The following is a 24,934-nucleotide window of genomic DNA, read 5'->3' as shown; positions in this document are numbered from 1 at the left end:
TTCCCCGCCGTAACCGGTTCCGGGGCCCTGATCGGCTCTGCTGTCAAGGGGAAGCGCTCTCTTGTCGTCGATCCTTTCGTCATCTTTAACTTGGTCGATGTCCGGTTGACCGCGTCCCGGCCGCCACGGTTGAGTTCGGCACTGTTAAGTCACCTTCCGGTTTCCCGTCCCCTCCGGAGTCCACCGTGCCGAGATCCCCCCGCCGGTCGCTGCTCGCCGCCGGCACCGTGCTCGTCGCCCTGTTGGCCACCGCCGGCGTCCGCTCCACCGCGAACGCCGGCACCGTCACCCCCACCCGCATCCCGGCCGTGAGCGCGGCGGCCGCCTTCTCCCACCCCGGTGTGCTGCTCAACCGGGCCCAGCTCGACTTCGTCAAGGGCAGGGTCGCCGCCGGGGCGCAACCCTGGACGAACGCCTACCGGCAGATGGCCGCGAGCAGGTACGCCGCCCTGTCGCGGACGCCCGCGCCGCGCGCGGTCGTCGAGTGCGGTTCGTACTCCAACCCGAACAACGGCTGCACCGACGAGCGCGAGGACGCGATCGCCGCGTACACCGACGCGCTGATGTGGTACATCACCGGCGACACCGCGTACGCCGCCAAGGCGATCGCGCTGATGGACGCGTGGTCGGCCACGATCAGGACGCACACCAACAGCAACGCGCCGCTGCAGACGGCCTGGGCCGGCTCGGTATGGCCCCGGGCCGCGGAGATCATCAAGCACGCGTACGGGACCTGGCCGAACCAGGCGCGCTTCGCCACCATGCTGCGCACCGTGTATCTGCCCGTGGTCATCCCCGGCATCCACAGCAACGGCAACTGGGAACTGTCGATGATGGAGGCCGCCGTCGGCATCGCCGTCCACCTCGACGACCGGGCCGCCTACGACCGGGCGATCGCCCGCTTCAAGCTGCGCACGGCCGCCTACCTCTACGTCACCGCCGACGGCGCGCAGCCGAAGTACCCGCCGGCCGGTGGCATCGACACCCGCGCCGAGCTGATCAGCTACTGGCAGGGGCAGAGCACCTTCGTCGACGGTCTCGCCCAGGAGACCTGCCGCGACTTCGTGCACACCGGGTACGGCATCGCCGCGATCGCCCACGTCGCCGAGACCACCCGGATCCAGGGCGGCGATCTCTACCCCGAGTTGCGGGACCGCCTGCGGCACGCGCTGGGCTTGCACACGAAGTTCGAGAACGGCACCGCCGTGCCGTCGTCCATCTGCGGCGGCAGCGTCACCAAAGGGCTCGGCCCGGTCACCGAGGTCGCCTTCAACGCCCTGCACCACCGCCTCGGCATCGCGATGGTCAACACCGAGACGTACACCCTGGCGAAGCGCCCGCAGGGCAGCAACAACCTGTTCGTCGCGTGGGAGACCCTCACCCACGCCGGCAACCCCGAAGGAGCCTGATGAAACGCGTCCTCGCCGTCCTCGTCACCACCCTGGCCGCCGGCGTGCTCGGCGTCGCCGGCGTCACCGGCGCGCTGGCCGCCACCACCGGATCGGTCGTCAGCAGCGCCAACGGCAAGTGCCTCGACGTCACCAACGGCTCCACCACCAACGGCAACCCGGCGCAGATGTGGTCCTGCGTGAGCGGGCCCAACCAGACCTGGACGTACGGCGACGACAAGTCGCTCCGGGGCCTGGGCAAGTGCCTGGACGTGGCCGGCGGCGCGACCACCGACGGCGCGGTCGTGCACCTGTGGGACTGCTACGCCGGGCTGACCAGCCAGCAGTGGACCTACACGGCCGGCCGCGACCTGGTCAACGTCAAGGCGGACAAGTGTCTCGACATCACCGGCAACAACCTCGCCGACGGCGCGCGGCTGCAGCTGTGGACCTGCGGCGGCGGCGCCAACCAGAAGTGGACGGTCAACGGCGGCTCGACGCCGCCGACCACGCCGCCGACGGTTCCGCCGGGCACCGGCAACCCCGATCTCGGCCCGAACGTGACCGTCTTCGACCCGTCGATGGCGCAGTCGACCATCCAGAACCGGCTCAACACGGTCTTCAACCAGCAGGTGCGCAACCAGTTCGGCAACCAGCGGTACGCCCTGCTGTTCAAACCGGGCTCCTACAACGTCGACGCCAACGTCGGCTTCTTCACCCAGGTCGCCGGGCTGGGACTCACGCCGGACGCGGTGAACATCAACGGCGCGGTGCACGCCGAGGCCGACTGGTGGCCGGACGGCTCGCAGAACGCCACCCAGAACTTCTGGCGCTCGGCCGAGGGCCTGTCGGTGACGCCGGCCGGTGGCCTCGACCGGTGGGCCGTGTCGCAGGCGGCGCCGTACCGCCGGATGCACGTGCGGGGCAACCTGGCCCTCTCCGACGGCGGCTGGTCGTCGGGCGGGTGGATGTCCGACACCAAGATCGACGGGCAGGTCCAGTCCGGCTCGCAGCAGCAGTGGATCACCCGTAACTCGCAGCTGGGTTCGTGGTCGGGCTCGAACTGGAACCAGGTGTTCGTGGGCTCACCGGGCGCGCCGGCGAACAGCTTCCCGAGCCCGCCGTACACCACCGTCAACCAGACACCGGTGGTCGCGGAGAAGCCGTACCTCTACGTCGACTCCGCCGGCGCGTACCAGGTCTTCGTGCCCGCGGTGCGATCCAACTCGACCGGCACCACCTGGGCCGGCGGGAACCCGGCCGGGCAGTCCCTGCCGATCGGCACGTTCTTCGTCGTCAAGCCCGGCGAGACCGCCGCCACCATCAACGCCGCCCTCGCCTCCGGCAAGAACCTGCTGGTCACGCCGGGCGTCTACCACCTCAGCCAGACGCTCGCCGTGACCCGGGCGAACACCGTCGTGCTCGGCCTGGGCCTGGCCACCTTCGTGCCGCAGAACGGCATCACCGCGATGACCGTCGCCGACGTCGACGGGGTGCGGGTGGCCGGGGTGCTCTTCGACGCCGGCACGACCAACTCGCCGGTGCTGATGGAGGTCGGCCCGGCCGGCTCGGCGGCGAACCACGCGGCCAACCCGACCGTGCTGTCCGACGTGTTCTTCCGGATCGGCGGGACGATCGCCGGCAAGGCGTCGGTGAGCCTGCGGATCAACAGCGACAACGTGATCGGTGACCACGCCTGGATCTGGCGCGCCGACCACAGCGACAACGGCACGCACGGCTGGAGCGTCAATCCCGCCGCCAACGGGCTGACCGTCAACGGCGACAACGTGACCTTCTACGGCCTGTTCGTCGAGCACTACCAGCAATACCAGACCATCTGGAACGGCGAGAACGGGCGCACCTACTTCTACCAGAACGAGATGCCCTACGACCCGCCGAACCAGGCCGCCTACATGAACGGCTCGACGCAGGGCTGGGCGGCCTACAAGGTGGCCGACTCGGTGACCAACCACGAGGCGTGGGGCCTGGGCTCGTACGCGTACTTCAACGTCAATCCCAGCGTGGTCAACGCCCGAGCCTTCGAGGTGCCGGTGAAGGCCGGCGTCAGGTTCCACAACATGGTGACCGTCTCGCTGGGCGGCACGGGCACGATCTCGCACGTCATCAACAACACGGGCGCCGCGGTCAACAGCGGCCACCAGGTGACCAGCCTGGTCAGTGGCCCCTAGCCCCTATGATCATCGCCGAAATCGTCCCCGACCGAGACAGGCGGAAGATGCGAAGAATCACCCGAGTCCTCTACCGCGGGGCTGCCGTCGCGATGGCCGCGGTGCTGGCAGTGACGCTGGTGCCCCAGCCGGCGCGGGCGGCCATCGGCATCATCATGACGGTCACCGAGGAGGAGGGCGGGTACGAGCCCCGGTTCCCGTCCTTCGTCGAGATTCAGGACGCCGACGACCGGATCATGGCGGTCTGGCACCGGGCCCTGGAGCACAGCTCGGCGGTCGGCCGGATCGAGCTGTCGTTCTTCGACCCGACCACGAACACGTGGGACGGCCCGGTTCCGGCGCTGAACAAGCAGACGCCGTGGGCGAACATCGACACCCGGGACCCGAACCTCACCCGGATGCGCGACGGCAAGGTCATCATGACCTTCTTCGCGCAGGGCAAGGTGTACTACTCGTACTGGCAGGCGCCCTGGACACGCTTCACCGACCCGGTGGAGCTGCGGGTGGCGGGCATGCCGGCGAGCGTCGCCACCCACGGCAGCGTGCTGCCCCTGACGAACGCGGGCACCTCGGTCGACGAGGTGCTCATCCCGTTCTACGCCGACGGCTCCAACGGCGGCTCGTACTACCTGCGGGCGAAGTACCAGCCGGGCACCAGCACGCTGCTCAACCCGCAGTCGTTCCGCCGGATCATCGCGAACGACGACTCGCCGGCCACCGAGAATCTGCGGTACACCGAGCCCAGCTTCGTGCAGGTCGGTGACACCGTCGTGGCCGGCATCCGGGCCGAGGCCATCCTGGCCAGCCCGCCGGCCGGCCAGGAGGGGCGGCACGCCCGGGCGTTCGTGCTGGCCCGGTGGAACGCGTACAGCGACACGGCCGATTTCACCATCCAGCGACCGCTGATCAACGGCTCCGGGTTCCTCGCCAGCTCGCACCACCTGCTGAAGGTCGGCGACCCCAGCGACCCGGACATCTTCCTCACCTACGGCAACCGGTACGACTACAGCCACCGGCCCACCCGCGGCGTCCTGTTCGACAACCCGCTCGGTGCGACGTGGAGCGCCACCGTCACGAAGCAGCTCTACGACTCGGGCCACTACGACCAGGCGAACCCGAGCAGCATCGAGCGGGAGCGGGACTGGTACTGGACTCTGGGGTTCAACGTGAACGCGAGCTCCGCGAACTACGCGAAGCTCCAGATCGTCCGCAGCCAGCGCGTGGACTTCTGACGGTCCACCCGCACACCGCGGGGCCCGGTCGTCGACCGGGCCCCGCGGGTCAGCGGGCGTTGTACCGCTTCCTCGCCCACAGGTAGCCGGCCAGCGCGATGGCGGCGCACCAGGCGGTCGCCCACCAGATGTGGTCACCCACCGGCGCCCCGGTCAGCAGCGCCCGCAGGGACTCCATGATCGGCGTGAAGGGCTGGTATTCGGCGAACTGCCGCAGGCCGGTGGGCATCGAGTCGGTCGGCACGAAGCCGCTGCCGAGGAAGGGCAGCAGGGACAGCGGCATCGGCGAGTTGCTCGCCTCCTCCACGGTCTTGGCCACCAGGCCCAGCGCGGTGGCCAGCCAGGTGATCGCGAACGAGGTCATCACCAGCACTCCGGCGATGCCGAGCCAGGCCGTCGGGCTCGAGGTGGGCCGGAAGCCGATCGCGAGCGCCACCGCGAGCACGATGACCAGGCTGACGAGGGTCTGGATGATGCTGCCCACCACGTGCCCGGTCAGCACCGACACCCGGGCGATCGCCATGGTGCGGAACCGGGCCACGATGCCCTCGGTCATGTCGGTGGCGACCGAGACCGCGGTGCCGGCGGCCGCCCCGCCGATGGTCATCAGCAGAATGCCGGGCACCACGTACGCGAGGTACTCGGCGCGGCCGCCGCCGAGGCCGGCGCCGAGCGTGCCGCCGAAGACGAAGACGAAGAGCAGCAGGAAGACCACCGGCATCCCGGCCAGGTAGAAGATCATCGTGGGATAGCGCTGCATGTGCCGCAGGTTGCGGCGCAGCATGGTGTTCGAGTCGCGGACGGCGAGGCTCAGGGTGGTCATCGTGCGGGCTCCTTCGCGGTCAGGGCCAGGAAGACGTCGTCCAGGTCGGGGGTGTGCGCGGTCAGGGTCTCCACCTCGACGCCGGCCTCGTCCAGCGTGGCGAGCAGGGTGCGCAGCGAGTGCACGCTGCCGTCCCCGGGCACCTGCAGAGTGAGCTGGGCGGAGTCGACATCCCGGGCGTCCAGGGCCACGGCCGCCGCCCGCAGCGCCGGCCCGTCGGCGAAGCGCAACGTGACGTGCCCGCCCGGCACCAGCCGCTTGAGCTCGTCGGCGGTGCCCTCAGCGACCAGCCGGCCGCCGTGCAGCACCGCGATCCGGTCGGCGAGTTGGTCCGCCTCCTCCAGGTACTGGGTGGTCAGGAAGATCGTCACGCCGCCCGCGACCAGCCGCCGGACGGTCTGCCACATCGCCTGCCGGCTGCGGGGGTCGAGGCCGGCGGTCGGCTCGTCCAGGAACACCAGCCGCGGATCCCCGACCAGCCCCATCGCGATGTCCAGCCGCCGCCGCATGCCGCCGGAGTAGGTGGACGCCACCTTGCGGGCCGCCTCGGTCAGATCGAACTGCTCCAGCAACTCGTCCGCCCGGCGCCGGCCCTCGCGCCGGCCCAGGTGGTGCAGGTCGGCCATGAGTATCAGGTTTTCCCGGCCGGTGAGCAGGCCGTCGACGGCGGCGAACTGGCCGGTGACCCCGATCGCGGCGCGGACCGCGTCCGGCTCGGCCGCCGGGTCGTGGCCGGCCACCCGGATCTCGCCCCCGTCGGCCAGGATCAGGGTGGACAGGATCTGCACCGTGGTGGTCTTGCCGGCGCCGTTCGGGCCCAGCAGGGCGAAGATCGAGCCCGCCGGGACGTGCAGGTCGATGCCGTCCAGGACAGTGTGGTCGCCGTACGCCTTGCGCAGGCCGGTCGCTGTGATCATCGGAGCTCCTCGGTGTCGCCGCGGCGCACGATGATGTCGCCGAAGGAGGTGCGGGCCCGCACCTGCACGTTGTGCTCGTCCGGCTCCGGCGCGCCGGAGCTGTCGAGCTGGTTGAGCACCTTGCCGAACTGGGTGTGCAGGTCCAGGTAGGCGGCCGTGCCCCGGGCGACGCCGACCTCCAGCTCACCCATCGCGGTGCGGATCGTGACCGAGCCCCGGTGCGCGGCGCCGATCCGGATGCTGCCGTTGGAGGTCGCGGCGTCCACGTCGCCGTGCGCCTGGCCGACGACCACGTCGCCGTTGGCCGACTTGGCCTGCAGATCGCCGCCGGCCGAGCCGACCCGGCTGTCGCCGTTGGAGTTCTTCAGCACCACGGCCCCGCCGACCGTGCCGAGCTGGATGACCCCGGTCGCGGCGGTGGCCCGGGCGTCGCCGGCCACGGACCGCACGACGATGGCGCCGCCGGCCGTGTGCACCGTGAGCGGCCCGGTGTGCTCCAGGCGCACGTCGCCGGCCGATGTCTTGATCGTGGTCTCGCCCAGGGTGCCGGTGCTGTGGAATGCGGCGACCGCCGCCTCGCCGCGGACCTCCGAGCCGGTGGGCAGGGCGATCTCGACGTCGATCGAACCGGTCTTGCGGGTGAAGGCGAGGTTCCGCAGGTTTCTGGGGGTCTTGACCAGCAGCCGTCCGTCGGCGAACTCGACCTGGGTCTGCTCGGCGGCCCGCAGGTCGAGCTCGGCGGATGGGTCGGTGGGGCGGATCTCGACGGTGGTGTCCGTGCGGTCGGTGGCGGTGATGCGGACGTCGCCGACGATCAGCTCGAGGGTCGCGTGGATCGGCGTGGGCGTGTCGAAAGTAGGCATTGCCAGGTCCTCTCGGGAGTATGGGGTGGGCCGGCCGGTGCGCACGGTCACCGGGCCCAGCCGGTGAAGCGCTGGCCGCCGATCGGGGCGCGGGAGGTGCGCGGCCGGTCGCCGGTCTGCACCGCGGCGGTGGCGGCCCGCACCAGCCAGGCGTTCACCGACAGCCCCTCGCGGCCGGCGGCCTCCTCGATCCGGGTCTTGAGCTGGTCGGGAAGGCGGAAGTTGATCCGCGACACGGCGCCGTCGTCGGGGGTCTCGGCGGACTCGGCCGGCGGGGGCGCGGCGATCTCGTCGGCCGGCTGCTCGGTGGGCGGCGGGGTCACCACGAAACCGGGTGAGCCGTCGCGCAGCCGCAGCTCGACGGAGCCGGGTGCGAGGTCGCGGGTGATCTCGTCGGCGGCGGCGGACAGGGCATCGAGCAGCGCGAGCCGGAAGGCCGAATCCATCGGTGCGGTCAGCCGGCCGGCCAGCTCCCGGGCATCGGGGCCGCCGAGCTCGGCCGCGCCGGCGAGCTCCTCGCGAAGGCGGGCGACATATGACGTGAGGTCCATGACGCCATCATGGCACCATCGTGGCGCCATGTAAAGCCATCATGGCGCCAATGTGGCTCAGGGGTGGCGCCATTTCGTCAGGGCAGCTTCCAGCGCTGCCTTTCCGCCGCGGCGCACTCCTCGATCCGGACGGCGGCGCCGGACTGGGTGCCGGTGCTCGGGTCGGTCAGGCAGCCGTCGGTGGCGAGATTGACCAGACTGTCGTCCGGCCCGGCCCGCCACTGCTCGGCGCGGCGGCCGTCGCAACCCGCGAGGCGGACAGCGCCGTCGTCGGCCGCCGCGGCGCACTTGCCGACGATCCGCAGCGTGCCGTCGGCCGCCACCGTCCAGCGCTGAGCGGCGGTGTCGTTGCAGGTGTAGACCTGGATCTGGGTGCCGTCGACGGCCAGCGCGCCGTTGAGATCGAGGCAGAGGTCGCCGTTGCCGTGGATCCGGCCGACCCGGTCCGCCGCCGGCGGGATCAGCTGGTCAGCGGCCGGGCTGGCGGTCGTCGTGGCCGGCACGGCGCTCGGGCCGGCGGTCGTCGGTCTCGTCGTCGGTGCCGACGTCGCCGGCTGGCTGCCCGCGGCCTGGGGCCGGGTCGTCGCCGCGGTGGCCGTCCGTGCCGCGCCGGTCGTCGCGGCCGTGCTGGCCGGCGCCGGGGCCGGCGCCGCCAGGCTGGGCAGCGGACCGTCGATCGGCAGGGCGCTCGGCGTGCGCGGCTCGGGCAGCAGCGACGCCGCCAGCGCGGCGGCGCCGACCAGTGCCAGCGTCAGCGCCGCGGCGACCAGCAGCACCAGCGGGCGGCGGCGGAGCCGCCCGCGTGGCGGGGGAGCGGGCAGCCGGATCGGGACGGTCGCGTCCGGCGAATCCGGCGCGGCGGCGGGCTCCGCCGCCGCCTCCGGCCAGGTCTGCGTGGAGGCGGGCGGCGCCGCGCTGTCCGGCTCACCCAGCAGGTACGGCCGGACCAGCAGCGGGTCGCCGTCGTCGTCCCGGTCGGTCATCGTGTCCCATCGACTGTCGCCACGAAAAGATCGACCTGCACCGTACCCCGATCGACCACCGTCAGTCTCGCCGGTGATCCGCCGCCGTCAGCGCTTCCAGAAGGCCTTGCGTTCGGTCGCCGGCGCGAAACCCTCCAGAGTCTCGCGGGCCAGCGCCCACTTCTCCGGCAGGCCGCCGTCGGCCTTGAGCCGCTCGACCAGCCGGCGCAGGCCCTCGAGCTCGGCATCCTCGCGCCCCTCCAGCAGCGCGCCGAGCCGGCTCGCCAGGTCGGCCAGCAGGTCCCGGCGCTCCAGTGCGGAGCGTCCCTCGGCCTCGCGCAGCCGGGTGGCCTCCACCGTGACGATCGCCCGCAGATCGGCGAGCGTCAGCGGCGAACTGGCCGGCGCCGCCATCGCGCGGTTCCGGCTCGCGGCCTGGAGACCGGCCGGCACCTGGGCGAACGGCCTCGGACCGGAGCCCGTGGCCGCGGCCCGCGCCGGCGCGAAACCACCCAGCCGGGGCGCGGCGGCGGGCGGCGGGAGCGGCGCCGCCATCGAGGCCAGCACCATCCCCGGCGCGCTCGGCGCGTCGAACATCTCCCAGCCGGACGGCGACTCCACCGGCTGGGTGACCCGGCGGACCTCGCCGTTCTCGGTCACCACCCGGCTGTCCACCGCGACGTACGCGGTGAACCGGCACAGCACCCCGTACCGCAGCGAGGTGGCCACGATGGTCTGCTCCAGCTCGGTGCGGCCGGACAGATAGCGGTCCTCGAGCTCGCGCAGCCGGGCCCGGGCCCACTGCGCGGTGACCGCCGGCTCGGCGCTGTCACGCACCGGGATCCGCCGGACGAAGTCCTCGTCGTCGGGGGTGCGGCCACGCACCGTCAGCGTGCCCCCCGCCGTGCCGGTGTAGCGGCCGAAGACCACCAGCGGCACCCCCGGGAACACGGTCCGCGGGGCGGCCGGCTCGACGGCGAAGCCGTCGGCGGTGATCCGCACGTCGGTGAGCACCGGCGCGGCGATCCGGCGGTGGATCTGCTCCATCGCCTCGTCGAGGCGGTCCTCGCTCTCCACCAGCTCGCAGCGGCCCGCGCCGAGCGCGGCGAGCCGGCCCAGGAAGCCCAGGTTGACGGCCCGGTCGATGCCCACGGTGTGCACCCGGGTGGCGCCGATCAGCGGGGTGATCTCGGCCAGGATCTGGTCCTCGTTGCCGACCTGGCCGTCGGTGACCAGCACCAGCACCCGGTCCCGGGCGCCCGAGTCGGCGAGCAGGCTGAGGCCCTCCCGCAGCGGGCTGAGCAACTCGGTCCCGCCGCGCGCGTCGGCGCGGGACAGGTGCTCGACCGCGCGGAAGCGGTTGCGGTCGGTCGCCTCCGACAGGCCCTTGCCGAGCTCCTCGGGCCGGTCGAGCTGATGGTCGAAGGTCACCACCGCGAACCGGTCCGCGGTGGTCAGCGTGTCGACGACCCGGGCGGCGGCCCGGCGGGCGGCGACCATCTTCCAGCCGCCCATGCTGCCCGAGCGGTCCAGCAGCAGCACGACGTCCTTGCCCCGGCCGCCCGAGGCGGCGGCGTCCGGCGGCACCAGCACCACCTGGTAGGTGCCCTCTGGCCCGTCGCCGGACTCGTCGGGCACGCACACCGCGCCGGAGCCGTCGCCCGCGTACGGCAGGCGGAGGATGAAGTCCCGGTCCGCGCGCTCGCCGGGCGCGATCCGTACCTGGCCGCCCTCGCCGGTCACGGTGTGCAGGCTGGACCGGATCTCGCCCAGCGCCAGCCCGGCCGGGTCGATGTCGACGCCGACGCTGAGCCGCAGCGGGTTCGGGAAGCCGGGGAGCAGCACCGGGGGAGTGATCCGGGAGGCGTCCGGCACCGCGTCGGTGTCCTGCGCCTGACCGGAGCCGACCGCCGGGCCGGGCAGCGGCACACCGGGCACGTATCGTGGCGCGACCACCAGCGGGAACCGGAAGGTCGCCGCGCCGTCCTCCCAGGGCAGCGGCCCCACCAGCGACAACGCGATGGTGACCCGCTCGCCGGGCAGGATGTTGCCGACCCGCATGGTGAAGACGTCCGGGCGTTCCTCCTCGGCGATGGAGGCGCGCTGCCCGGCCTCGATCGCCCGGTCGTAGGCCTGCCGGGCCTGGGCCCGCTCCTGCAGCTCGGCCTCGACGGTGCGGCCGTCGGCGGTCATCGTCATGCCGGTCACCGCGGCGCGGTCCGGCAGCGGGAAGATGTACGTCGCCTCGAGCGGGGTGTCGTGCGCGTTGACGTATTCGGCGGTGACCGTCGTGCGGGCGACCAGGCCGCTGATCGCCGCCCGCACGTCGAGGCGGTCCAGCGGCAGGTTGCCGCGGTCGGTGTGCAGCGCGCCGAGGCCGGCGTCGGGCAGGATGCGGACGCGGCTGAGCTCCGAGCGATCCATCGGCGTGACGGAAATGGTCATGGCCTAGCTCCCATCGACGAGGGTGTCGCCGGCCAGCAGGCCGCGGGCGGCGAGCAGGTCCAGCAGGGGTCGGGCGGCGGTGGCGATGGCGGCACAGTCGGCGGCGTCCGGGCGTACCGGAAGCACCAGGATCGCGCCCCCGCCCAGCGCGACGCCACCCACCGGGCGTGCCGTCGCGCTCTCGGGCCGCGGCGTCGCCGGATCGGCGACCCCCCGCGGCGACCCCGCGGGGACGTCCAGGGCTGTCGCCGTCGCGGCGGGCGGTGCCGTCGCGGTCGCGGTCGCGGTCGCCCAGAAGCGGGACCGCACCGGGCCGTCCGCCGGCGCGGCGTCGTCGGTGACCGTCAGCAGCCCTTCCGGCACGCGGGCGGCGATCGCCAGGTCGGCGTCGCTGGCACCGGCCAGCTCGGCCTGGATCGCGGCGAGCGAGTGTCCCTGCGCCTGGCGCCGCTTGACCGCCACCAGCTGCAGCAGGTGCCGCGGCCCGTAGAGGGCCGTGCGCCCGCGCATCCCGGCCGGCCGGTCCACCAGCCCGGTCGTTGTATACCACCGGATGGCCCGGCGGTCGGGCACGTCGCGCACCCGGCCGTTGGGCGCACCGGGATATTCGGCCGCCAGCGCCTGGCGCACCCGGTCCACCAACTCGTCCATCGTCCACACGCCCACCACCATGACACTGTCAACGTGACACTGTCAAATGCGGTGCCGGGCCCGGACGGGGATCAGGAGCAGCGGCACAGGCCCAGGTCGGTGATCCGTACTCCGCAGGATGGGCAGATGCCCGGCCCGGCCTGGCGCGGCGCGGGCAGCGGCCGTCCCGGCAGGAAGTGCCGCGGCGCGTTCGCTGCCTTGATCCGGCGCAGCGCCCCGGCCACGTCGTCGTGACCCACCCGCTGCCAGCCCTCCTCGCGCAGCGACCGGACGATCCCCGCCACGTCGGCGCCCCGTTCGCGCAGGTCGGCCACCGCCTGCCGGAACAGCGGCCACGAGCCGTGCGGCGTGCGCGGTGCCGGCCGCCGGAATGCACCGGCCGCGCTCGGGTAAAGGAATTCCCGGCGGGCCGCGCATTCGATTCCGGCGAGCGCGACACGCACATCCTCGCGGGTGACCAGGGCCCATCTCCCGCCCCGGCAGCGGAATTGCTGATAAAGCCCGCCGACGCCGATCCGCGGCAGCCTCTCCCGCATTTCCTCGACCGCCCCGATGATCGCCGGAAGGGCCGGCCGGGTGACGGCCCGCCGGGGCAGGCTCGCTGGCGGTCCCGCGTCCGGCCGATGGCCGAAGCCGTCGGGCAGCCGCTTGGCGGCATTTCCATACCGCCGCTCCTGCCGGGGCACCGACCATTCCCGGCTCTTGTCGTTCCGCTGTCCAGCGCCCGTCGATTCCATGGCAACCCCCGTTGTCGGTGTTGTCATGATCGTAAGTTTGCGGATATCCCGGAACCCGGTAACCGAACAGTTCGCGTCGCCTGACCGAATGGCTGTCCTGGCCCGGCCTCCTTACGAAACTCGGGCTAACTCGAGATGACGAACTCGGTGCTTGGGTCGTGCGGCAGGGCGGGCCACCCGGCGACCACGAACGCGGCCCGCTCCCAGGTCCGCTCGGCCTCGACGAACGGGCGCTCCTCGGCCATCCAGGCGGCGTAGTCGTCCGGTGTGGTCTCACCCGCCGCGACCCGCTCGGCGTCGCGCCGGTCGATGTCATACTCCGGCGACTCCACCCAGACCACCGCGTCCAGCACCGGCGCCAGTTCCCGGCGGCCCGCGCCGACCCCCTCCACGATCACCAGTGTGCTGTCCGCGGGCACCTCGATCGCCCCGGCCCGGCCGCCGGCATCCCACTGCGGCGGCCGGTACGACACCGATCGCCCCTCGCGCACGGGTGCCAGCACGCCCTCGGTGAGCAGCGCCGCCCAGTCCAGCACGGCCTGCCGCCAGGCGATGTCGTCGGTGTGCAGCAGGGTCGCCCCGGCCCACATCCCGGCCAGCCGGGCGGCGAACGTGGACTTCCCGCTGGCGCTGCGCCCGTCCACCGCGAGGATCGGCGGCCGGCCGGCGGGTTCGCCCACCGCCCGCCGCACCCGTGTCCGTATCTCGTCCGCTGTCGCGACCCGCCACCGTCTCATCACCCTTGATTGCCCACCGCATCCGCGTTGACACCGAACGTGGTGACGCGATAGCAAGAACGCGCACGGCTTGATCGGGCAGGATGACCGGGGCGGGGTGCGCATGCGACGACGGGCGATGATGGGTGCGGCTGCGGCCGGATTGGCGGGTGCCGGGTTGGCGGGGGCACTGAGCGGCGGGCCGGCGCAGGCCGGTGGCCGGCCCCGGCTCGCGCTCGACCTGATCAGCCTGTCGCACGTCAACGATCCGGCGACCACCAACGTCTACCCCGGCGACCCGCCGTTCGAGCTGGAGACCATCGCCACCGTCGAGCAGGACGGCTTCTACCTGCAGTTCGTCCGCGAGGGCGAGCACACCGGCACGCACTGGGGCGCGCCCGGGCACTTCAACGCGGGCGCCGCCCTGGCCGACGACCTCGACATGGCCGACCTGTTCCTGCCCGCCGTCAAGATCGACGTCCGGCGGCAGTGCGCCCGCGACGCCGACTTCGCGCTGTCCGTGCGGGACCTCAAGGCCTGGGAGCGCCGGCACGGGCGGATCCCCGAGGAGTCCATGGTGATCCTCTGGACCGGCTGGGAGTCGCGCTGGGGCACGGACGCGTACTTCAACACCGACGCGGACGGGGTCATGCACCAGCCCGGCTTCAGCCTCGAGGCGGTGCAGTGGCTGGTCGACACCGGCCGGCTGGGGCACCGCGGCGGCACCGGCACCGACACCTTCAGCCCCGACCTCGGCACCGACACCACGTACGCCGTCTCGCTGCTGGTCTACCAGCGGCACCGGATCAGCCTGGAGATCCTCGCCAACCTCGGCGCCCTGCCCGCCACCGGGGCGTACGTCCTGTGTGGCGGGCACATCAACAAGGCCGGCTCGGGCTCGACCGCGCTGATCTACGGGGTGCTGCCCCCGCCGGGCTGAACGACGCCGTTGACCGTCAGCGCGTACGGCGCGTACTGGGTGACCTGCCCGGTCGGCTCGTCGTAGGCGACGATCGCGACCACCTTGGGGTAGTCGCGCAGGGCGGCGTACCCGGCGAGGGTGACCTGCCGGGCCCGCCGGCCCCGCTCGTCCAGCCCGACCAGCCGCACGTGCCAGTCGTGCACCCCGACCGGCACGATCTGGGTCGGCGAGCGGAAGCCGGTCAGCGTGCTGCCGTCGCTGACGGTGAGGCCGCCGACGGTCACGTCGTCGATCAGCCAGCCACCCTCGTTGACCGAGCTGTCGGTGACATAGCGGAAGCCGAGCAGGACGCTCTTGCCCGCGTACGCCCTCAGGTCGTAGCTCTGCGCCTCGAAGCCCTGGGAGCTGCCGCTGAGCGCGGGACCGAGCGGCGCCGCGACGGTGTGGTCCCCGGCTGTCGCCGTGTAGGTGCGCCCGCCGTCGGTGGACACGGTCACGTAGCCGTAGTCGTACCCCATCTCGGTGGTGTAATTCGCCCGCAGCCGCAGCACCGGGTCCTCGGCCGGCACCCGCACCGCGACGACCGCCGCCGCGTCGAGGCCGCCGGTGTCGCCGGAGAACAACGCACCGTCCCGCACCGTCCACTGCAGGGGCCGGGCCGGCAGCGTCTTCGCGCCGCTGAACCGCACGGCGGTCAGGTCGGCACCGCGCAGAAACTTGCCGCCGGCGTCGCGCAGCCGCACGTAGTCGGCGCCGTTCGGGGCGGCTCCCGGATAGTCGAAGGAGGCCGGGTTCGCCAGGTTGACGGTCGACCGCACGCTCGCCGAGGTCACCCGCCGGCGCGGCACGCCGGCCATGACCCCGTCCGGGCTGTCGCCGACGATCTTGTCCACCAGGGTCATCGTCTGGAAGTCGTGGATCACCCCGGACAGGTCGACGCCGGGGCCCAGCGCCGCGGCCACCCCGGCCAGCCCCTGCTGCCGGCCGTCGCGGTGCAGCCGCTCCAGCACCGCGGGGCCGAAGCGGTCCCGCAGGTAGAGCAGGAACTGGTAGGCGTTGCCGTAGTCGGCGAGCACCTCGGCGGGGGCGCCCTCCTCCCACATGTTCAGCGAGTTCTGCGGGCCGCCGCAGTCGCGCGGATTGGTGTTGAAGGGGGTGCGGACCAGCCCGAAGCCCTGGAAGCAGACCAGGTGGCTGTCGGCGCCCGGGTGGTGCACGGTGGCGGTGCCGTCGACGTAGCCGACCAGGGTCTGCGCGTAGTCGGACAGGCCCTCGTTGACCCAGACCTCCTCGCCGGGGTCGGTGTACGACTGCAGCAGGTGCTGCCACTCGTGGGCGAAGGTGCCCTCGTACATCCGGGGCCGGGCGGGCCGGCTGCTGCACAGGTCGGCGGTCGGCTCGTCCGGCGGCGCGGCTCCGGAGCGGTGCGCCCAGTCGTAGGCGTCGATCGTCATGACGTTGCGGTCGACCAGCTCGTTGAGCTGCGCGGAGAAGAAGCCGGCGATGTAGGTAGGCGCCTTCGGGAAGGTGAAGTAGTTGTCGTCGCGCACGTTGTCGACCAGGGTCACGGTCTTGTCGCCGGCGCCGGCGTAGTCGCCCCCGGTCAGCACCGGGTCGGTGCCGTCGCGGTCGCGCGGGACGCTGAACGCGGCGGTCTCCCGCGGATAGATCGTCTCGTCGAACTCGCGGATCAGGTCGCCGATCTGCCGGTCGGTGACCGTGGTCGACGCGGCGGGCCGGCAGTCGCCGGCCGGGAAGGCGACGTCGCCGGCCACCCAGACCTCGATGTGCGCGCCGACCCCGCGCAGCGTGAAGTCCTTGCGGTAGAGGCTGCCCTTGACGTCGTCCAGCGCCAGCCACTCCCGGACCGTGCCGATCGCCGGGGTGGGCGCGGCGGCGGCGCGGGCCCTGCGCTCGGTGGCCCGGGGGCGCGCCCCGAGCCCGGAGACATCGAGGTGCTTGCGGGTCAGCTCCCGGACATCGGAGGCAGGCGAACGGACATCGGAGGCAGGCGAACGGATGTCGGCGGCGGGCGGAACCACAGGTGCCGCCGGGGCCGCGGCCGCCGGGCGGGCGAGCGGCAACAGCGGCAGGATCAGCAGGGCGACCGCGGCGAAACGGAGGCGGGCCATGGGACTCCCTTCGGCGCCGCGCCGGTGGGGCGCGCACGAAGGCGACGCTACCCGGCTTAACCGGTCAAAAGGGGCAAGACGCGGGCTACTCGAACAGCGAAAAGTCCCGGCCACCGCCGGACCGCCGCCGGGCCCGCCGCCGCAACTGCACCACCACCAGGTCGACGACGGCGACCAGCGCCCACGCGGCCAGCAGCCAGCCGGGCACCGTCCAGCCCGCCCGCAGCAGCACGACGGCCAGCACCGTGCAGACCACGAAGCCGAAGGCGGCCAGCACCAGGCGCAGATTCAGCGCGCTGTAGGGCTCGCCGACGGTGCCCCGCCGGCCGGGCGGCTGGGGACCGATCGGCATGGATCGACCCTATCGCCCGGCCGGACGGAACGCCTCAGGAGACCTCGCGCCGCAGCACCCGTACCGTGCCGAGGGCCAGCGGCAGCGCCACCCAGACCAGCGCCGCCACCCCGAAGCGGGCCCACTGGTCGCCGGTCATCCCCGGCTCGCTCAGCGGCACCGAGGTCATGTTGATGTCGATCCAGCCGGCGGCCGTGTGCAGCCACTTCACCATCTCGCCGAGCACCGACCAGACCGTCGGGATGGCGAAGTACAGCACGATGGCCAGCGGCGAGTTCATCAGCAGCGCGCCGAACGCCGAGCCCATCAGCACGAACACCACCTGGTTGACCAGCAGCTGGCCGACCAGGGCCGCGTCGAGGTGCCAGCTGCCGTCGCCGCCCGTACCGATGGCGATCAGATTGCCGATCGCGGAGAGCGCGGCCGCCGCGGCCGTGGTCGCCACGGCGATCAGCACGGCCGCGATCAGCTTCGCCGTGATCACCCGGCCCCGCGCCGGGCTCAGCGAGAAGGTGGTCAGCGCCGTGCGCTGCGACCACTCGCTGGTCATCGACAGGATGCCGAGCACCGGCAGCAGCACGGAGGCCGGCACCACGCCCGAAGGCGAACAGGCCCGCGAAGGTCTGCTCGGCGTCGGGCGCGGCGGCGAGCATGATCGCGGCCGTGCCGGCCGCGGCCAGCCCGATCACGATCAACAACCACAGACCCGACCGGGTGTCGGCCAGCTTGCGCAGCTCGACCAGGGTGAGCCGGAAAAGCGGTATTCCGGTACGGCTAACGGGTGCCTCAGGAGCAACACCGGGCGCCGAGGTCGGCGCTGTCCGCAGGGCGGTCATCGGACGGCCTCCTTCACCGAGTCACCGGCGGTCAGGGTCAGGAACATCTGCTCGAGCCCGCCGCTGCCGGCCGGGCGCAGCTCCAGCAGGACCAGGCCCGCGTCGGCCGCCGCCCGCCCGATGGTCTCCGCGTCCGCCTGCACGACGACGCCCCCGTCGGTCGTCCTCGTGCCGGGCAGGCCGCTGCGCCGCAGCACCACCTCCAGGGCGCCCATGTCGAGCGCCCGCACCACCGTGCCCGACGCGGCCAGCAGCTCGGCCTTGTCGCCCTGGGCCACGACCCGGCCGCCGCCGATGACGACGAGCTTGTCCGCGACCGCCTCGACCTCCCGCAGCAGGTGCGAGGAGAGCAGCACGGTGCCGCCCGCGTCCGCGAAGTCCCGCAGCAGCCCGCGCATCCAGTAGATGCCCTCCGGGTCGAGGCCGTTCGCCGGCTCGTCCAGGATCAGGATGCCGGGATCGCCCAGCATCGCGTACGCGAGCCCGAGCCGTTGCCGCATGCCCAGCGAGTACGCCTTGACCCGCCGCTTGGCCGCCGTGCTGTTCAGGCCGACCCGGTCCAGGCTCTGCTCGACCCGGCTCTTGTCGACGCCCATGGTCAGCGCCGCCAGGGTCAGCACCTCACGCCCGGTACGGCCGGCGTGCTGCGCGGACGCGTCCAGCAACACCCCGATCCGCCGCCCCGGGTTTCCCAGCCGCCGGTACGGCTGCCCGTCGACGGTGGCGGTGCCCGAGGTGGGCGGGGTCAGCCCGCAGATCATCCGCATCGTGGTGGACTTGCCCGCGCCGTTCGGGCCGAGGAAGCCGGTCACCGTGCCGGGCCCGCAGGTGAACGACACGTCGTCGACGACCGGGTGGCTCCCGTACCGTTTGCTCAGATGTTCGACCGTGATCATGCCGTTCAGCGTGCCGCCGCCGGCCGGCCCGCCGCGTCGGCCGCCGGTCGGCGCCCGCGAACCTTGGTCTACCGCCGGTTGCGACTTTGGTCGGTATCGGCCGGTGCCCGGCCGCCCGTACCATGACGACAATGGGTGAGCTGACGGTGTCACGGGGAGGCCGCCGCCCGCTGGAACACCACTGGCTGGTGCCGGCGGAGCTGCGGGATCCGGCTGACCAGCCGAGCGCCCGGCGCTCGACGCGCGACTGGGTGGCCGATTCGCTCTGCTTCGCCGCCGGCATGGGCTGGGCCCTGCTCGCCGGCATCGACCTGCTGCGGCCGCACCCCGGCTTCCTGCCGCAGTGGGCCGGCACGCCGGCCTGGCTGGCCTGGCTGGATCTGGTCGTCGGGGTCGGGCTCGCGCTCTCGCTCTGGTGGCGCCGCCGGTTCCCGGTGCAGCTGGCCGTGCTGGGGATGGTGGTCGGGGTCTTCTCCGTCGCCGCCGCGATCGCCACCATGATCATCATGTTCACGGTGGCGGTGCACCGGCGCTTCGAGGTGATCACGCTGGTCGCCGTCGGCTCGATAGGCGCCAACGCGGCGTTCTGCTACCTGCGCCCCGAGGCCGGGACGAGCGTCGTCGAGTCGGTGGCCTGGAGCACCCTGTTCCTGGCCATCATCATGCTCTGGGGCATGGTGGTGCGGTCCCGCCGGCAGCTGGTGCTGTCGCTGCGCGAGCGGGCCGAGCGGGCCGAGTCCGAGCAGCAGCTGCGCGTCACCCAGGCCCGCGCGATGGAACGCACCCGTATCGCCCGCGAGATGCACGACGTGCTCGCCCACCGGATCTCGCTGCTCAGCCTGCACGCGGGGGCCCTGGAGATCCATCCCGAGGCGGCCTCGGCCGAGGTCGCGGGCGCCGCGGGAGTGATCCGGGCCAGCGCCCACCAGGCCCTGCAGGACCTGCGCGAGGTCATCGGCGTGCTGCGCGACCCCGCCGGCCACGACGCCCCCGAGCGCCCCCAGCCCACCCTGCGCGAGCTGCCCGCGCTCGCCGACGAGTCCCGGGCCGCGGGGGTCAAGGTGCGCCTCGACCTGAGCGTCGACGGGTCGGCCCCGCTGCCGGCGGGCACCGGGCGGGCGGCATACCGGATCGTGCAGGAGGGCCTCACCAACGCCCGCAAGCACGCGCCCGGCACGGCCGTGCGGGTCCGCGTCGCCGGCGCGGCCGGCACCGGCCTGACCATCGACATCCGCAACCCGGCACCGGTCGGCAGCCGGCCGCTGCCGACCATCCCCGGCACCGGCAACGGCCTGGTCGGCCTCGCCGAGCGCGCCACCCTGGCCGGCGGCCGCCTCACCTCGGGCCGCGGCGCCGACGGGGAGTTCACCGTCTCCGCCTGGCTTCCGTGGCCGCAGTCGGCGGGGACGCCGTGACCGGCCCGGTGCGGGTGCTGATGGTTGCTTGGCCGGCCTCCGGGAGTGGCGTCGACGGCGGGTTCACCGTCTCCGCCTGGCTTCGGTGGCCGCGGTCGGCGGGGACGCCGTGACCGGCCCGGTGCGGGTGCTGATCGTCGACGACGACGCCCTGGTCCGGGCCGGCCTGACGATGATCCTTTCCGGCGCCGAGGACGTCGACGTCGTGGGCGAGGCCGCCGACGGCAGCGAGGTCCCCGCCGCGGTGGCCACCCACCGCCCGGACGTGGTGCTGATGGACATCCGGATGCCCCGGGTCGACGGTCTGACCGCGACCGAGTCGCTGCGCCGGCGGGCGGGCGCGCCGGAGGTCATCGTGCTGACCACCTTCGACGCCGACGAGTTCGTGCTGCGCGCGCTGCGGGCGGGCGCCAGCGGCTTCCTGCTCAAGGACACCCCGCCGATGGAGATCCTGCACGCGGTGCGCCGGGTGGCGAACGGCGAGGCGACGCTGTCGCCGACGGTGACCCGCCAGCTGATCGCGCACGTGGCCGCCCCCGAGGCGAACGGCGGCCGCCAGCACGCGCTGACGGCGCTGGCGCAGCTCAGCGAGCGCGAGCGCGAGGTGGCCATGCTGCTGGGGCAGGGCCGCGCCAACGCGGAGATCGCGGGTGAGCTGTTCATGAGCGTCGCCACGGTGAAGGCGCACGTGTCGCGCTTGTTGGTCAAGCTCGGCCTGAACAACCGCGTCCAGGTCGCCCTCCTGGTGCACGACGCCGGCCTGGCGTAACCCTCGCCGGATCGCCAAGAAAGGTGGCGCAGAAGGCCAAGGCCGCCGCAGTGCACATCCTCGGCGGGCTGCTCAGCACACCATCAGGGTGCCGGCGCTGTCGTCGGATCGTTCCGCACGCAGGCCTTGAGGACCGCGTCCCAGTTCGTGCCGGCCGGGCAGGCCGGAGCCGCGGCGACCGGGGCGGAGGTGACGATGACCGGGCCCAGAGCGAGGGCGGCAGCCGTCACCAGGAGGGTCGCGGCGCGGCGGAGGTTGGTACGCATGATGATTCCTTCCCGGACTTCGTGGCTGGTCGACCAAGATTCATTGATCGGGTTTCGGCTATGCGTCGACGCTAACAGCCGCAGAAGATCGGTAGCTTTGCCGGCGCACTCGAATCGGCCAAGAAAGTGCGGACTGGCACGCCGCGATCAGCGCTCGGGACACAACCCGCACCTTGGGGGGCCCGAGCAAGAAGCCCGATCAGGTCGGTCAATCCTTCCCGGGAAGGGCTCGCCGAAGGACATCCGGCAAAGAGTCGCGGTAGGTCTCGCTGCTGCGATCGTCGGCCGAGTCCCGATAGGTTGTCGCATGAGCGATGGGGCGGCGAGGGTGGTCGTCGATCGCTATCGGTTGGCCTGTCCGCTGGGACGCGGCGGGATGGGCGCGGTCTGGCAGGCGCACGACACCCTGCTGACCTTATCGGCGGATCCGCTGCCGCACATCTGCACCGAGACCGGGTCCAGCCGGGTTGCGCCGGCATGACCCGGATTCGCCGGCCGGATGAGATCATGCCGGGATGACTGGGGAGATGACGGACGACGGCGTGGTGCCGGGCGGAGCCGGCCCGGTGCTCAGCGGGACAGCTGTGTCCGAGGCGGTCGGCGGGCTCGGCTGGCGGTACGTGCTGGGCAGCCTGCGGACGTCGATCCGGCTGGGTCCGATGTGGCAGGTCGCCGAGGTCGCCACCGAGCTGATCCGGGCCTGCGGCCAGGACGCCGACAGTTGCCTGCTGCTCGACCTGCGCCCCGGGAGACTCGAACTGACCCTGCGCCCGCCGGACGCGGCCGGGCTGACCGCCCGGGAGCTGGCCCACGCCCGCATGATCGCCACCACGGCCGCGGAGATGGGCCTGCCCCTCGAACCGGACGCCGGCGGGTGGCGCACGGTGCAGACCCTGGAGATCGCCGTCGACGCGCTGTCCATCGCCGAGATCCGGCCGTTCTGGAAGGCCGTGCTCGGCTACACCGACGAGCCCGGCGCCGGCGGCCCGCGGGACCCGATCGTGGACCCGCTGGCCCAGGGCCCGGCGGTCTGGTTCCAGCAGCTGTCCAGCCCGCGCCCGCAACGCAACCGCCTGCACCTGGACGTCTCGGTGCCGCACGACGAGGCGCCGGGGCGGATCCGGGCGGCCCTGGCGGCGGGCGGCACCCTGCTGTCCGACGCCCGGGCGCCGTCCTTCTGGATCCTGGCGGACGCCGAGGGCAACGAGGTCTGCGTGACCACGTGGCAGGGCCGCGACTAGCGAGCGCCGGGCCGGCCGCGGGCTCCGGCGATCGCCCGCAGATCGGGCGATCGTCGTCACCGCGCTGCTGCGAGGGCGATCGCCGTAGCCGCGCTGCTGTGAGGGCGATCGCCGTCGCCGTGCTGCTGCGAGCGTCTGGCGGAAGTCTGGATATCAGTGGATCGGCTGCCCCGCGCGCCGGCTCGTCATCGGTCACGTCGTAGCCTCGTCACGGCCGGATGCCGCCGGCTGCCGTGCCGGAGCCGGACGGGATACGCCCGGTTTCCGCGCCCACACCCACCAGCTGGGAGACCGTCGCGAAGCGGAAGCCGCGGGCGCGCAGCCCGTCGATCATCGCGCCGAGCCGCCGCAGGGCCACCAGCCGCCGGTCCGGTCCGACGTCGTGGGCCAGGATGATGTCGCCGGGGCGGACCGCGTCGACGATCTCCCGGACCTGCCCGTCCGGATCGGCGGCGAAGGCGCGCTCGCGCATCTGCTGCGACCAGAGCACGATGTCGTAGCCCATCGAGTCGGCGGCCAGCAGCGTCGAGCCGCCCAGGTGTCCGTACGGCGGCCGCATCAGGGTCGGCGCCCGCCCGGTGACCTCCCGGATCACGTCGTGCGTGCGGGCCAGCTCGTCGGTGACCCCGGCCAGGTCGAGGGTGGCCAGGTCGTCGTGCGACCAGGAGTGGTTGCCGACCTCGTGCGGGCCCAGCCGGCCCCGGACCAGCCCGGCGTGCTCCCGCAGGTGCCGCCCGACCATGAAGAACGTGGCGGGCACCCCGGCCTCCGCGAGCGTGTCCAGCACCATCGGTGTCCACCGCGGCCCCGGGCCGTCGTCGAAGGTGAACGCCACCACGGGTTCGTCGGTCTCGACGTAGTACCGCGCCGTCACGGCGGCGTGCCGGGCGGCGGCCGGCGTGTCCGCGGCCGCGGCGTAGCCACCGCCGAGCGGCGGCCGATCCCACCCGCACCAGCGCGGTAGCTCGCTCGCGCCGAGCGCGCCCAGGCCCGCCCCGGCGACGGCCAGCAGGCCGCCGCGGAGCAGGGCGCGGCGGCTGGGCCGCATGATCCGGATGTGCGCTGCCATGACTGATCCCCCGTGTCCGCACCGCGGGACCGCGGCGCCACAGGGAGCGTCTACGGCGTACCTACCGGCGGGTATCCGGCGCGGGCCGGAGATCCACTACGGCCGGCTCGGCCCTTTGGCCGAGGTGCCGCTGTGCTAGGAGCGCCCGGCGGTCGGCGCCACCACCCGGCGTGACGATGCGCGGCGTGGCCGGGCGCTGTCACCGGGCGTGACGATGCGCGGCGCGGCCCGGCGCTGTCGCCGGGCGGTGTCACCGGGCGGGGAGAGGGGCCAGAGCGGTTCCTGGGCCAGCTGTTCGGTTTCGCGGAGCACGCGCAGGATGTTGCGGCCGGTCAGCTTCTCCAGCTCGGCCTGGCCCCAGCCGCGCCCGGCCAGCTCGGCGAGCAGCCGGGGATAGCCCGACACGTCCTCCAGGCCGACCGGCTGCGGGTCACAGCCGTCATAGTCGCCGCCCAGCCCGACGTGGTCCACCCCGGCGACCGTCCGCACGTGCTCCACGTGGTCGGCCACCTGCGCGATCGTCGCCGCGGGCCGCGGGTTCGCGGCCAGCCAGGCCTGGAAGGGCGCGGGCGGCGGTGTGGCGGCGCCGGGTAGTGCGGCGGCGAACGATCCACCGGAGGTATGGGCCACGGGCACCGCGTCGCGGCCCGGACGGGGAGCGCTCGGCCAGCCGCCCGGCACCGCGGGCAGGCCGAGCCGTCGCCGCTCGGCGTCGGCCGCCGCCGTCCAGGCCGCGACCTGCGCCGAGACGAACGGTGGCACGAAGGTGACCATGCAGACGCCGCCGTTGTCGCGCAGCTTGACCAGCACGTCGTCGCCGGCGTTACGCGGGTGGTCGTTGACCGCCCGGGCCGAGGAGTGGCTGAAGATCACCGGCGCCGTCGCCACCTCCAGCGCCGCGTGCATGGTGGTGGCGGCGACGTGGGAGAGGTCGACCAGCACCCCGATGCGCTGCATCTCGGCGACGATGGCCCGGCCCTCGTCGTCGAGCCCGCCGACGCCGGGTACGTCCGCCGCCGAGTCCGCCCACGACGTGTTGTGATTGTGGGTCAGCGTCACGTAGCGCACCCCGAGCCGCGCGAAGGACCGCAGCACCCCGAGCGACGTGGCCAGGCTGTGCCCGCCCTCGATGCCGATCAGCGAGGCGATCCGCCCGCCGCGCTGCGCCGCCTCGACGTCGTCCGCCGAGTACGCGATGGCCAGCTCCCGCGGATAGGCGGCGACGAGCCGGTATACCGCGTCGATCTGCTCCATGGTCGCCGCCACCGCCTCGGGTTCGGGCAGGTCGGACGGCACATACACGGACCAGAACTGCCCGCCGACGCCGCCGGCGCGCAGCCGGGCGAGGTCGGTGTGGAACTCGGGCCGGTCCGCGGCCAGGCCGTCGACGCGGTAGCCGGCGCGCTCGCGCAACGCCATCGGCAGGTCGTTGTGCCCGTCGATGACGGGGGCGGCGCGCAGGGCGAGATCGACGACGGACAACGGCACTGCTCCTCAGGCTCCCGGGCCACGGCCCGGTCCGTTCGGCCCGGCCGAACGGTCCCACCGGACGGCGGGGCCAC

General features: G+C 73.2%; 22 protein-coding genes and 2 pseudogenes. 8 read left to right on the top strand and 16 right to left on the bottom strand.

Annotation, left to right across the window (positions count from 1 at the left end; all coding sequences use genetic code 11):
* Positions 1-185: 185 nt before the first annotated feature.
* From DMB66_RS03645 to DMB66_RS63460, 3 genes are read left to right on the top strand one after another with little or no spacing between them, the layout of a single operon-like run.
* Positions 186-1,409: an alginate lyase family protein gene (locus DMB66_RS03645; RefSeq protein WP_233624275.1), complete on the top strand. Its 1,224-nt coding sequence runs from the start codon at positions 186-188 to the stop codon at positions 1,407-1,409.
* Positions 1,409-3,577 (top strand): RICIN domain-containing protein, encoded by a 2,169-nt coding sequence (locus DMB66_RS03640; RefSeq protein WP_125802550.1) that lies wholly within the window; start codon positions 1,409-1,411, stop codon positions 3,575-3,577. Before DMB66_RS03645 ends, DMB66_RS03640 begins: the two co-directional genes overlap by 1 nt.
* 47 nt (positions 3,578-3,624) lie before the next feature.
* Complete coding sequence (locus DMB66_RS63460) at positions 3,625-4,809, top strand: exo-alpha-sialidase (RefSeq protein ID WP_233624274.1); 1,185 nt, start codon at positions 3,625-3,627, stop codon at positions 4,807-4,809.
* Positions 4,810-4,858: 49 nt separating this feature from the next.
* Here DMB66_RS63460 and DMB66_RS03630 read toward each other — a convergent pair whose 3' ends face one another.
* The 9 genes from DMB66_RS03630 to DMB66_RS03590 form a co-directional block, all read right to left on the bottom strand.
* Positions 4,859-5,632 carry an ABC transporter permease gene (locus DMB66_RS03630; protein WP_125802549.1) on the bottom strand — a complete coding sequence of 258 codons (774 nt, stop codon included), beginning with the start codon at positions 5,630-5,632 and terminating at the stop codon, positions 4,859-4,861.
* Positions 5,629-6,549 carry an ATP-binding cassette domain-containing protein gene (locus DMB66_RS03625; protein ID WP_125802548.1) on the bottom strand — a complete coding sequence of 307 codons (921 nt, stop codon included), beginning with the start codon at positions 6,547-6,549 and terminating at the stop codon, positions 5,629-5,631. Before DMB66_RS03625 ends, DMB66_RS03630 begins: the two co-directional genes overlap by 4 nt.
* Positions 6,546-7,412: a DUF4097 family beta strand repeat-containing protein gene (locus DMB66_RS03620; RefSeq protein WP_125802547.1), complete on the bottom strand. Its 867-nt coding sequence runs from the start codon at positions 7,410-7,412 to the stop codon at positions 6,546-6,548. Before DMB66_RS03620 ends, DMB66_RS03625 begins: the two co-directional genes overlap by 4 nt.
* A 47-nt stretch (positions 7,413-7,459) precedes the next feature.
* Positions 7,460-7,963 carry a hypothetical protein gene (locus DMB66_RS03615; protein WP_125802546.1) on the bottom strand — a complete coding sequence of 168 codons (504 nt, stop codon included), beginning with the start codon at positions 7,961-7,963 and terminating at the stop codon, positions 7,460-7,462.
* 77 nt (positions 7,964-8,040) lie between these two features.
* Positions 8,041-8,946 carry an RICIN domain-containing protein gene (locus DMB66_RS03610; RefSeq protein WP_125802545.1) on the bottom strand — a complete coding sequence of 302 codons (906 nt, stop codon included), beginning with the start codon at positions 8,944-8,946 and terminating at the stop codon, positions 8,041-8,043.
* 87 nt (positions 8,947-9,033) lie between these two features.
* The gene (locus DMB66_RS03605; protein ID WP_125802544.1) at positions 9,034-11,370 is read right to left on the bottom strand and encodes a VIT domain-containing protein; all 2,337 of its coding nucleotides are present in this window, start codon (positions 11,368-11,370) and stop codon (positions 9,034-9,036) included.
* Positions 11,371-11,373: 3 nt separating this feature from the next.
* On the bottom strand, positions 11,374-12,021 hold the full coding sequence (locus tag DMB66_RS03600) for a MerR family transcriptional regulator (protein WP_233624292.1): 648 nt from the start codon (positions 12,019-12,021) through the stop codon (positions 11,374-11,376).
* Between the two features lie 71 nt (positions 12,022-12,092).
* Positions 12,093-12,785 (bottom strand): hypothetical protein, encoded by a 693-nt coding sequence (locus tag DMB66_RS03595; protein WP_125802542.1) that lies wholly within the window; start codon positions 12,783-12,785, stop codon positions 12,093-12,095.
* 98 nt (positions 12,786-12,883) lie between these two features.
* The gene (locus tag DMB66_RS03590; RefSeq protein ID WP_199751883.1) at positions 12,884-13,438 is read right to left on the bottom strand and encodes a uridine kinase; all 555 of its coding nucleotides are present in this window, start codon (positions 13,436-13,438) and stop codon (positions 12,884-12,886) included.
* 160 nt (positions 13,439-13,598) lie between these two features.
* Here DMB66_RS03590 and DMB66_RS03585 point away from each other — a divergent pair, with 160 nt between their 5' ends.
* Entirely contained in the window at positions 13,599-14,414 is an 816-nt protein-coding gene (locus tag DMB66_RS03585) for a cyclase family protein (protein WP_233624273.1), read from the top strand.
* Here DMB66_RS03585 and DMB66_RS03580 read toward each other — a convergent pair.
* From DMB66_RS03580 to DMB66_RS03565, 4 genes and pseudogenes are all read right to left on the bottom strand, one after another.
* The gene (locus DMB66_RS03580; RefSeq protein WP_125802541.1) at positions 14,387-16,528 is read right to left on the bottom strand and encodes an immune inhibitor A domain-containing protein; all 2,142 of its coding nucleotides are present in this window, start codon (positions 16,526-16,528) and stop codon (positions 14,387-14,389) included. The two genes, DMB66_RS03585 and DMB66_RS03580, sit on opposite strands and share 28 nt — an antisense overlap.
* 85 nt (positions 16,529-16,613) lie before the next feature.
* Positions 16,614-16,880, bottom strand: a complete 267-nt coding sequence (locus DMB66_RS03575) for a hypothetical protein (RefSeq protein WP_125802540.1) — start codon at positions 16,878-16,880, stop codon at positions 16,614-16,616.
* A 34-nt stretch (positions 16,881-16,914) separates the two neighbouring features.
* Positions 16,915-17,716, bottom strand: a pseudogene (locus DMB66_RS03570) (ABC transporter permease).
* Positions 17,713-18,612 carry an ABC transporter ATP-binding protein gene (locus DMB66_RS03565; protein ID WP_125802539.1) on the bottom strand — a complete coding sequence of 300 codons (900 nt, stop codon included), beginning with the start codon at positions 18,610-18,612 and terminating at the stop codon, positions 17,713-17,715. Before DMB66_RS03565 ends, DMB66_RS03570 begins: the two are co-directional and overlap by 4 nt.
* 131 nt (positions 18,613-18,743) lie before the next feature.
* On the opposite strand from DMB66_RS03565, the gene DMB66_RS03560 reads away from it, so the two are divergent.
* Positions 18,744-20,027 carry a sensor histidine kinase gene (locus DMB66_RS03560; protein ID WP_125802538.1) on the top strand — a complete coding sequence of 428 codons (1,284 nt, stop codon included), beginning with the start codon at positions 18,744-18,746 and terminating at the stop codon, positions 20,025-20,027.
* Between the two features lie 24 nt (positions 20,028-20,051).
* Positions 20,052-20,796, top strand: a pseudogene (locus tag DMB66_RS03555) (response regulator).
* 83 nt (positions 20,797-20,879) lie between these two features.
* On the opposite strand, the gene DMB66_RS03550 reads toward DMB66_RS03555, so the two are convergent.
* Positions 20,880-21,062 (bottom strand): hypothetical protein, encoded by a 183-nt coding sequence (locus tag DMB66_RS03550; RefSeq protein WP_125802537.1) that lies wholly within the window; start codon positions 21,060-21,062, stop codon positions 20,880-20,882.
* A gap of 307 nt (positions 21,063-21,369) precedes the next feature.
* Between DMB66_RS03550 and DMB66_RS60995 the strand changes: the two genes are divergently transcribed.
* Positions 21,370-21,543, top strand: coding sequence for a hypothetical protein (locus DMB66_RS60995; RefSeq protein WP_158647133.1), 174 nt, complete (start codon positions 21,370-21,372; stop codon positions 21,541-21,543).
* 34 nt (positions 21,544-21,577) lie between these two features.
* Positions 21,578-22,303: a VOC family protein gene (locus DMB66_RS03545; RefSeq protein WP_233624270.1), complete on the top strand. Its 726-nt coding sequence runs from the start codon at positions 21,578-21,580 to the stop codon at positions 22,301-22,303.
* Positions 22,304-22,511: 208 nt separating this feature from the next.
* Here the strand turns inward: DMB66_RS03545 and DMB66_RS03540 are convergent, their stop codons facing one another.
* Both DMB66_RS03540 and DMB66_RS03535 read right to left on the bottom strand, forming a co-directional pair.
* Complete coding sequence (locus tag DMB66_RS03540; RefSeq protein WP_199751880.1) at positions 22,512-23,372, bottom strand: polysaccharide deacetylase family protein; 861 nt, start codon at positions 23,370-23,372, stop codon at positions 22,512-22,514.
* Positions 23,373-23,507: 135 nt separating this feature from the next.
* A complete protein-coding gene (locus DMB66_RS03535; RefSeq protein WP_233624269.1) occupies positions 23,508-24,854 on the bottom strand; it encodes a dipeptidase in 1,347 nt (448 codons plus the stop codon).
* Positions 24,855-24,934: the final 80 nt, after the last annotated feature.

The sequence above is a fragment of the Actinoplanes sp. ATCC 53533 genome (genome assembly GCF_003947245.1).
This window is presented reverse-complemented; position numbering and strand designations above follow the sequence as displayed.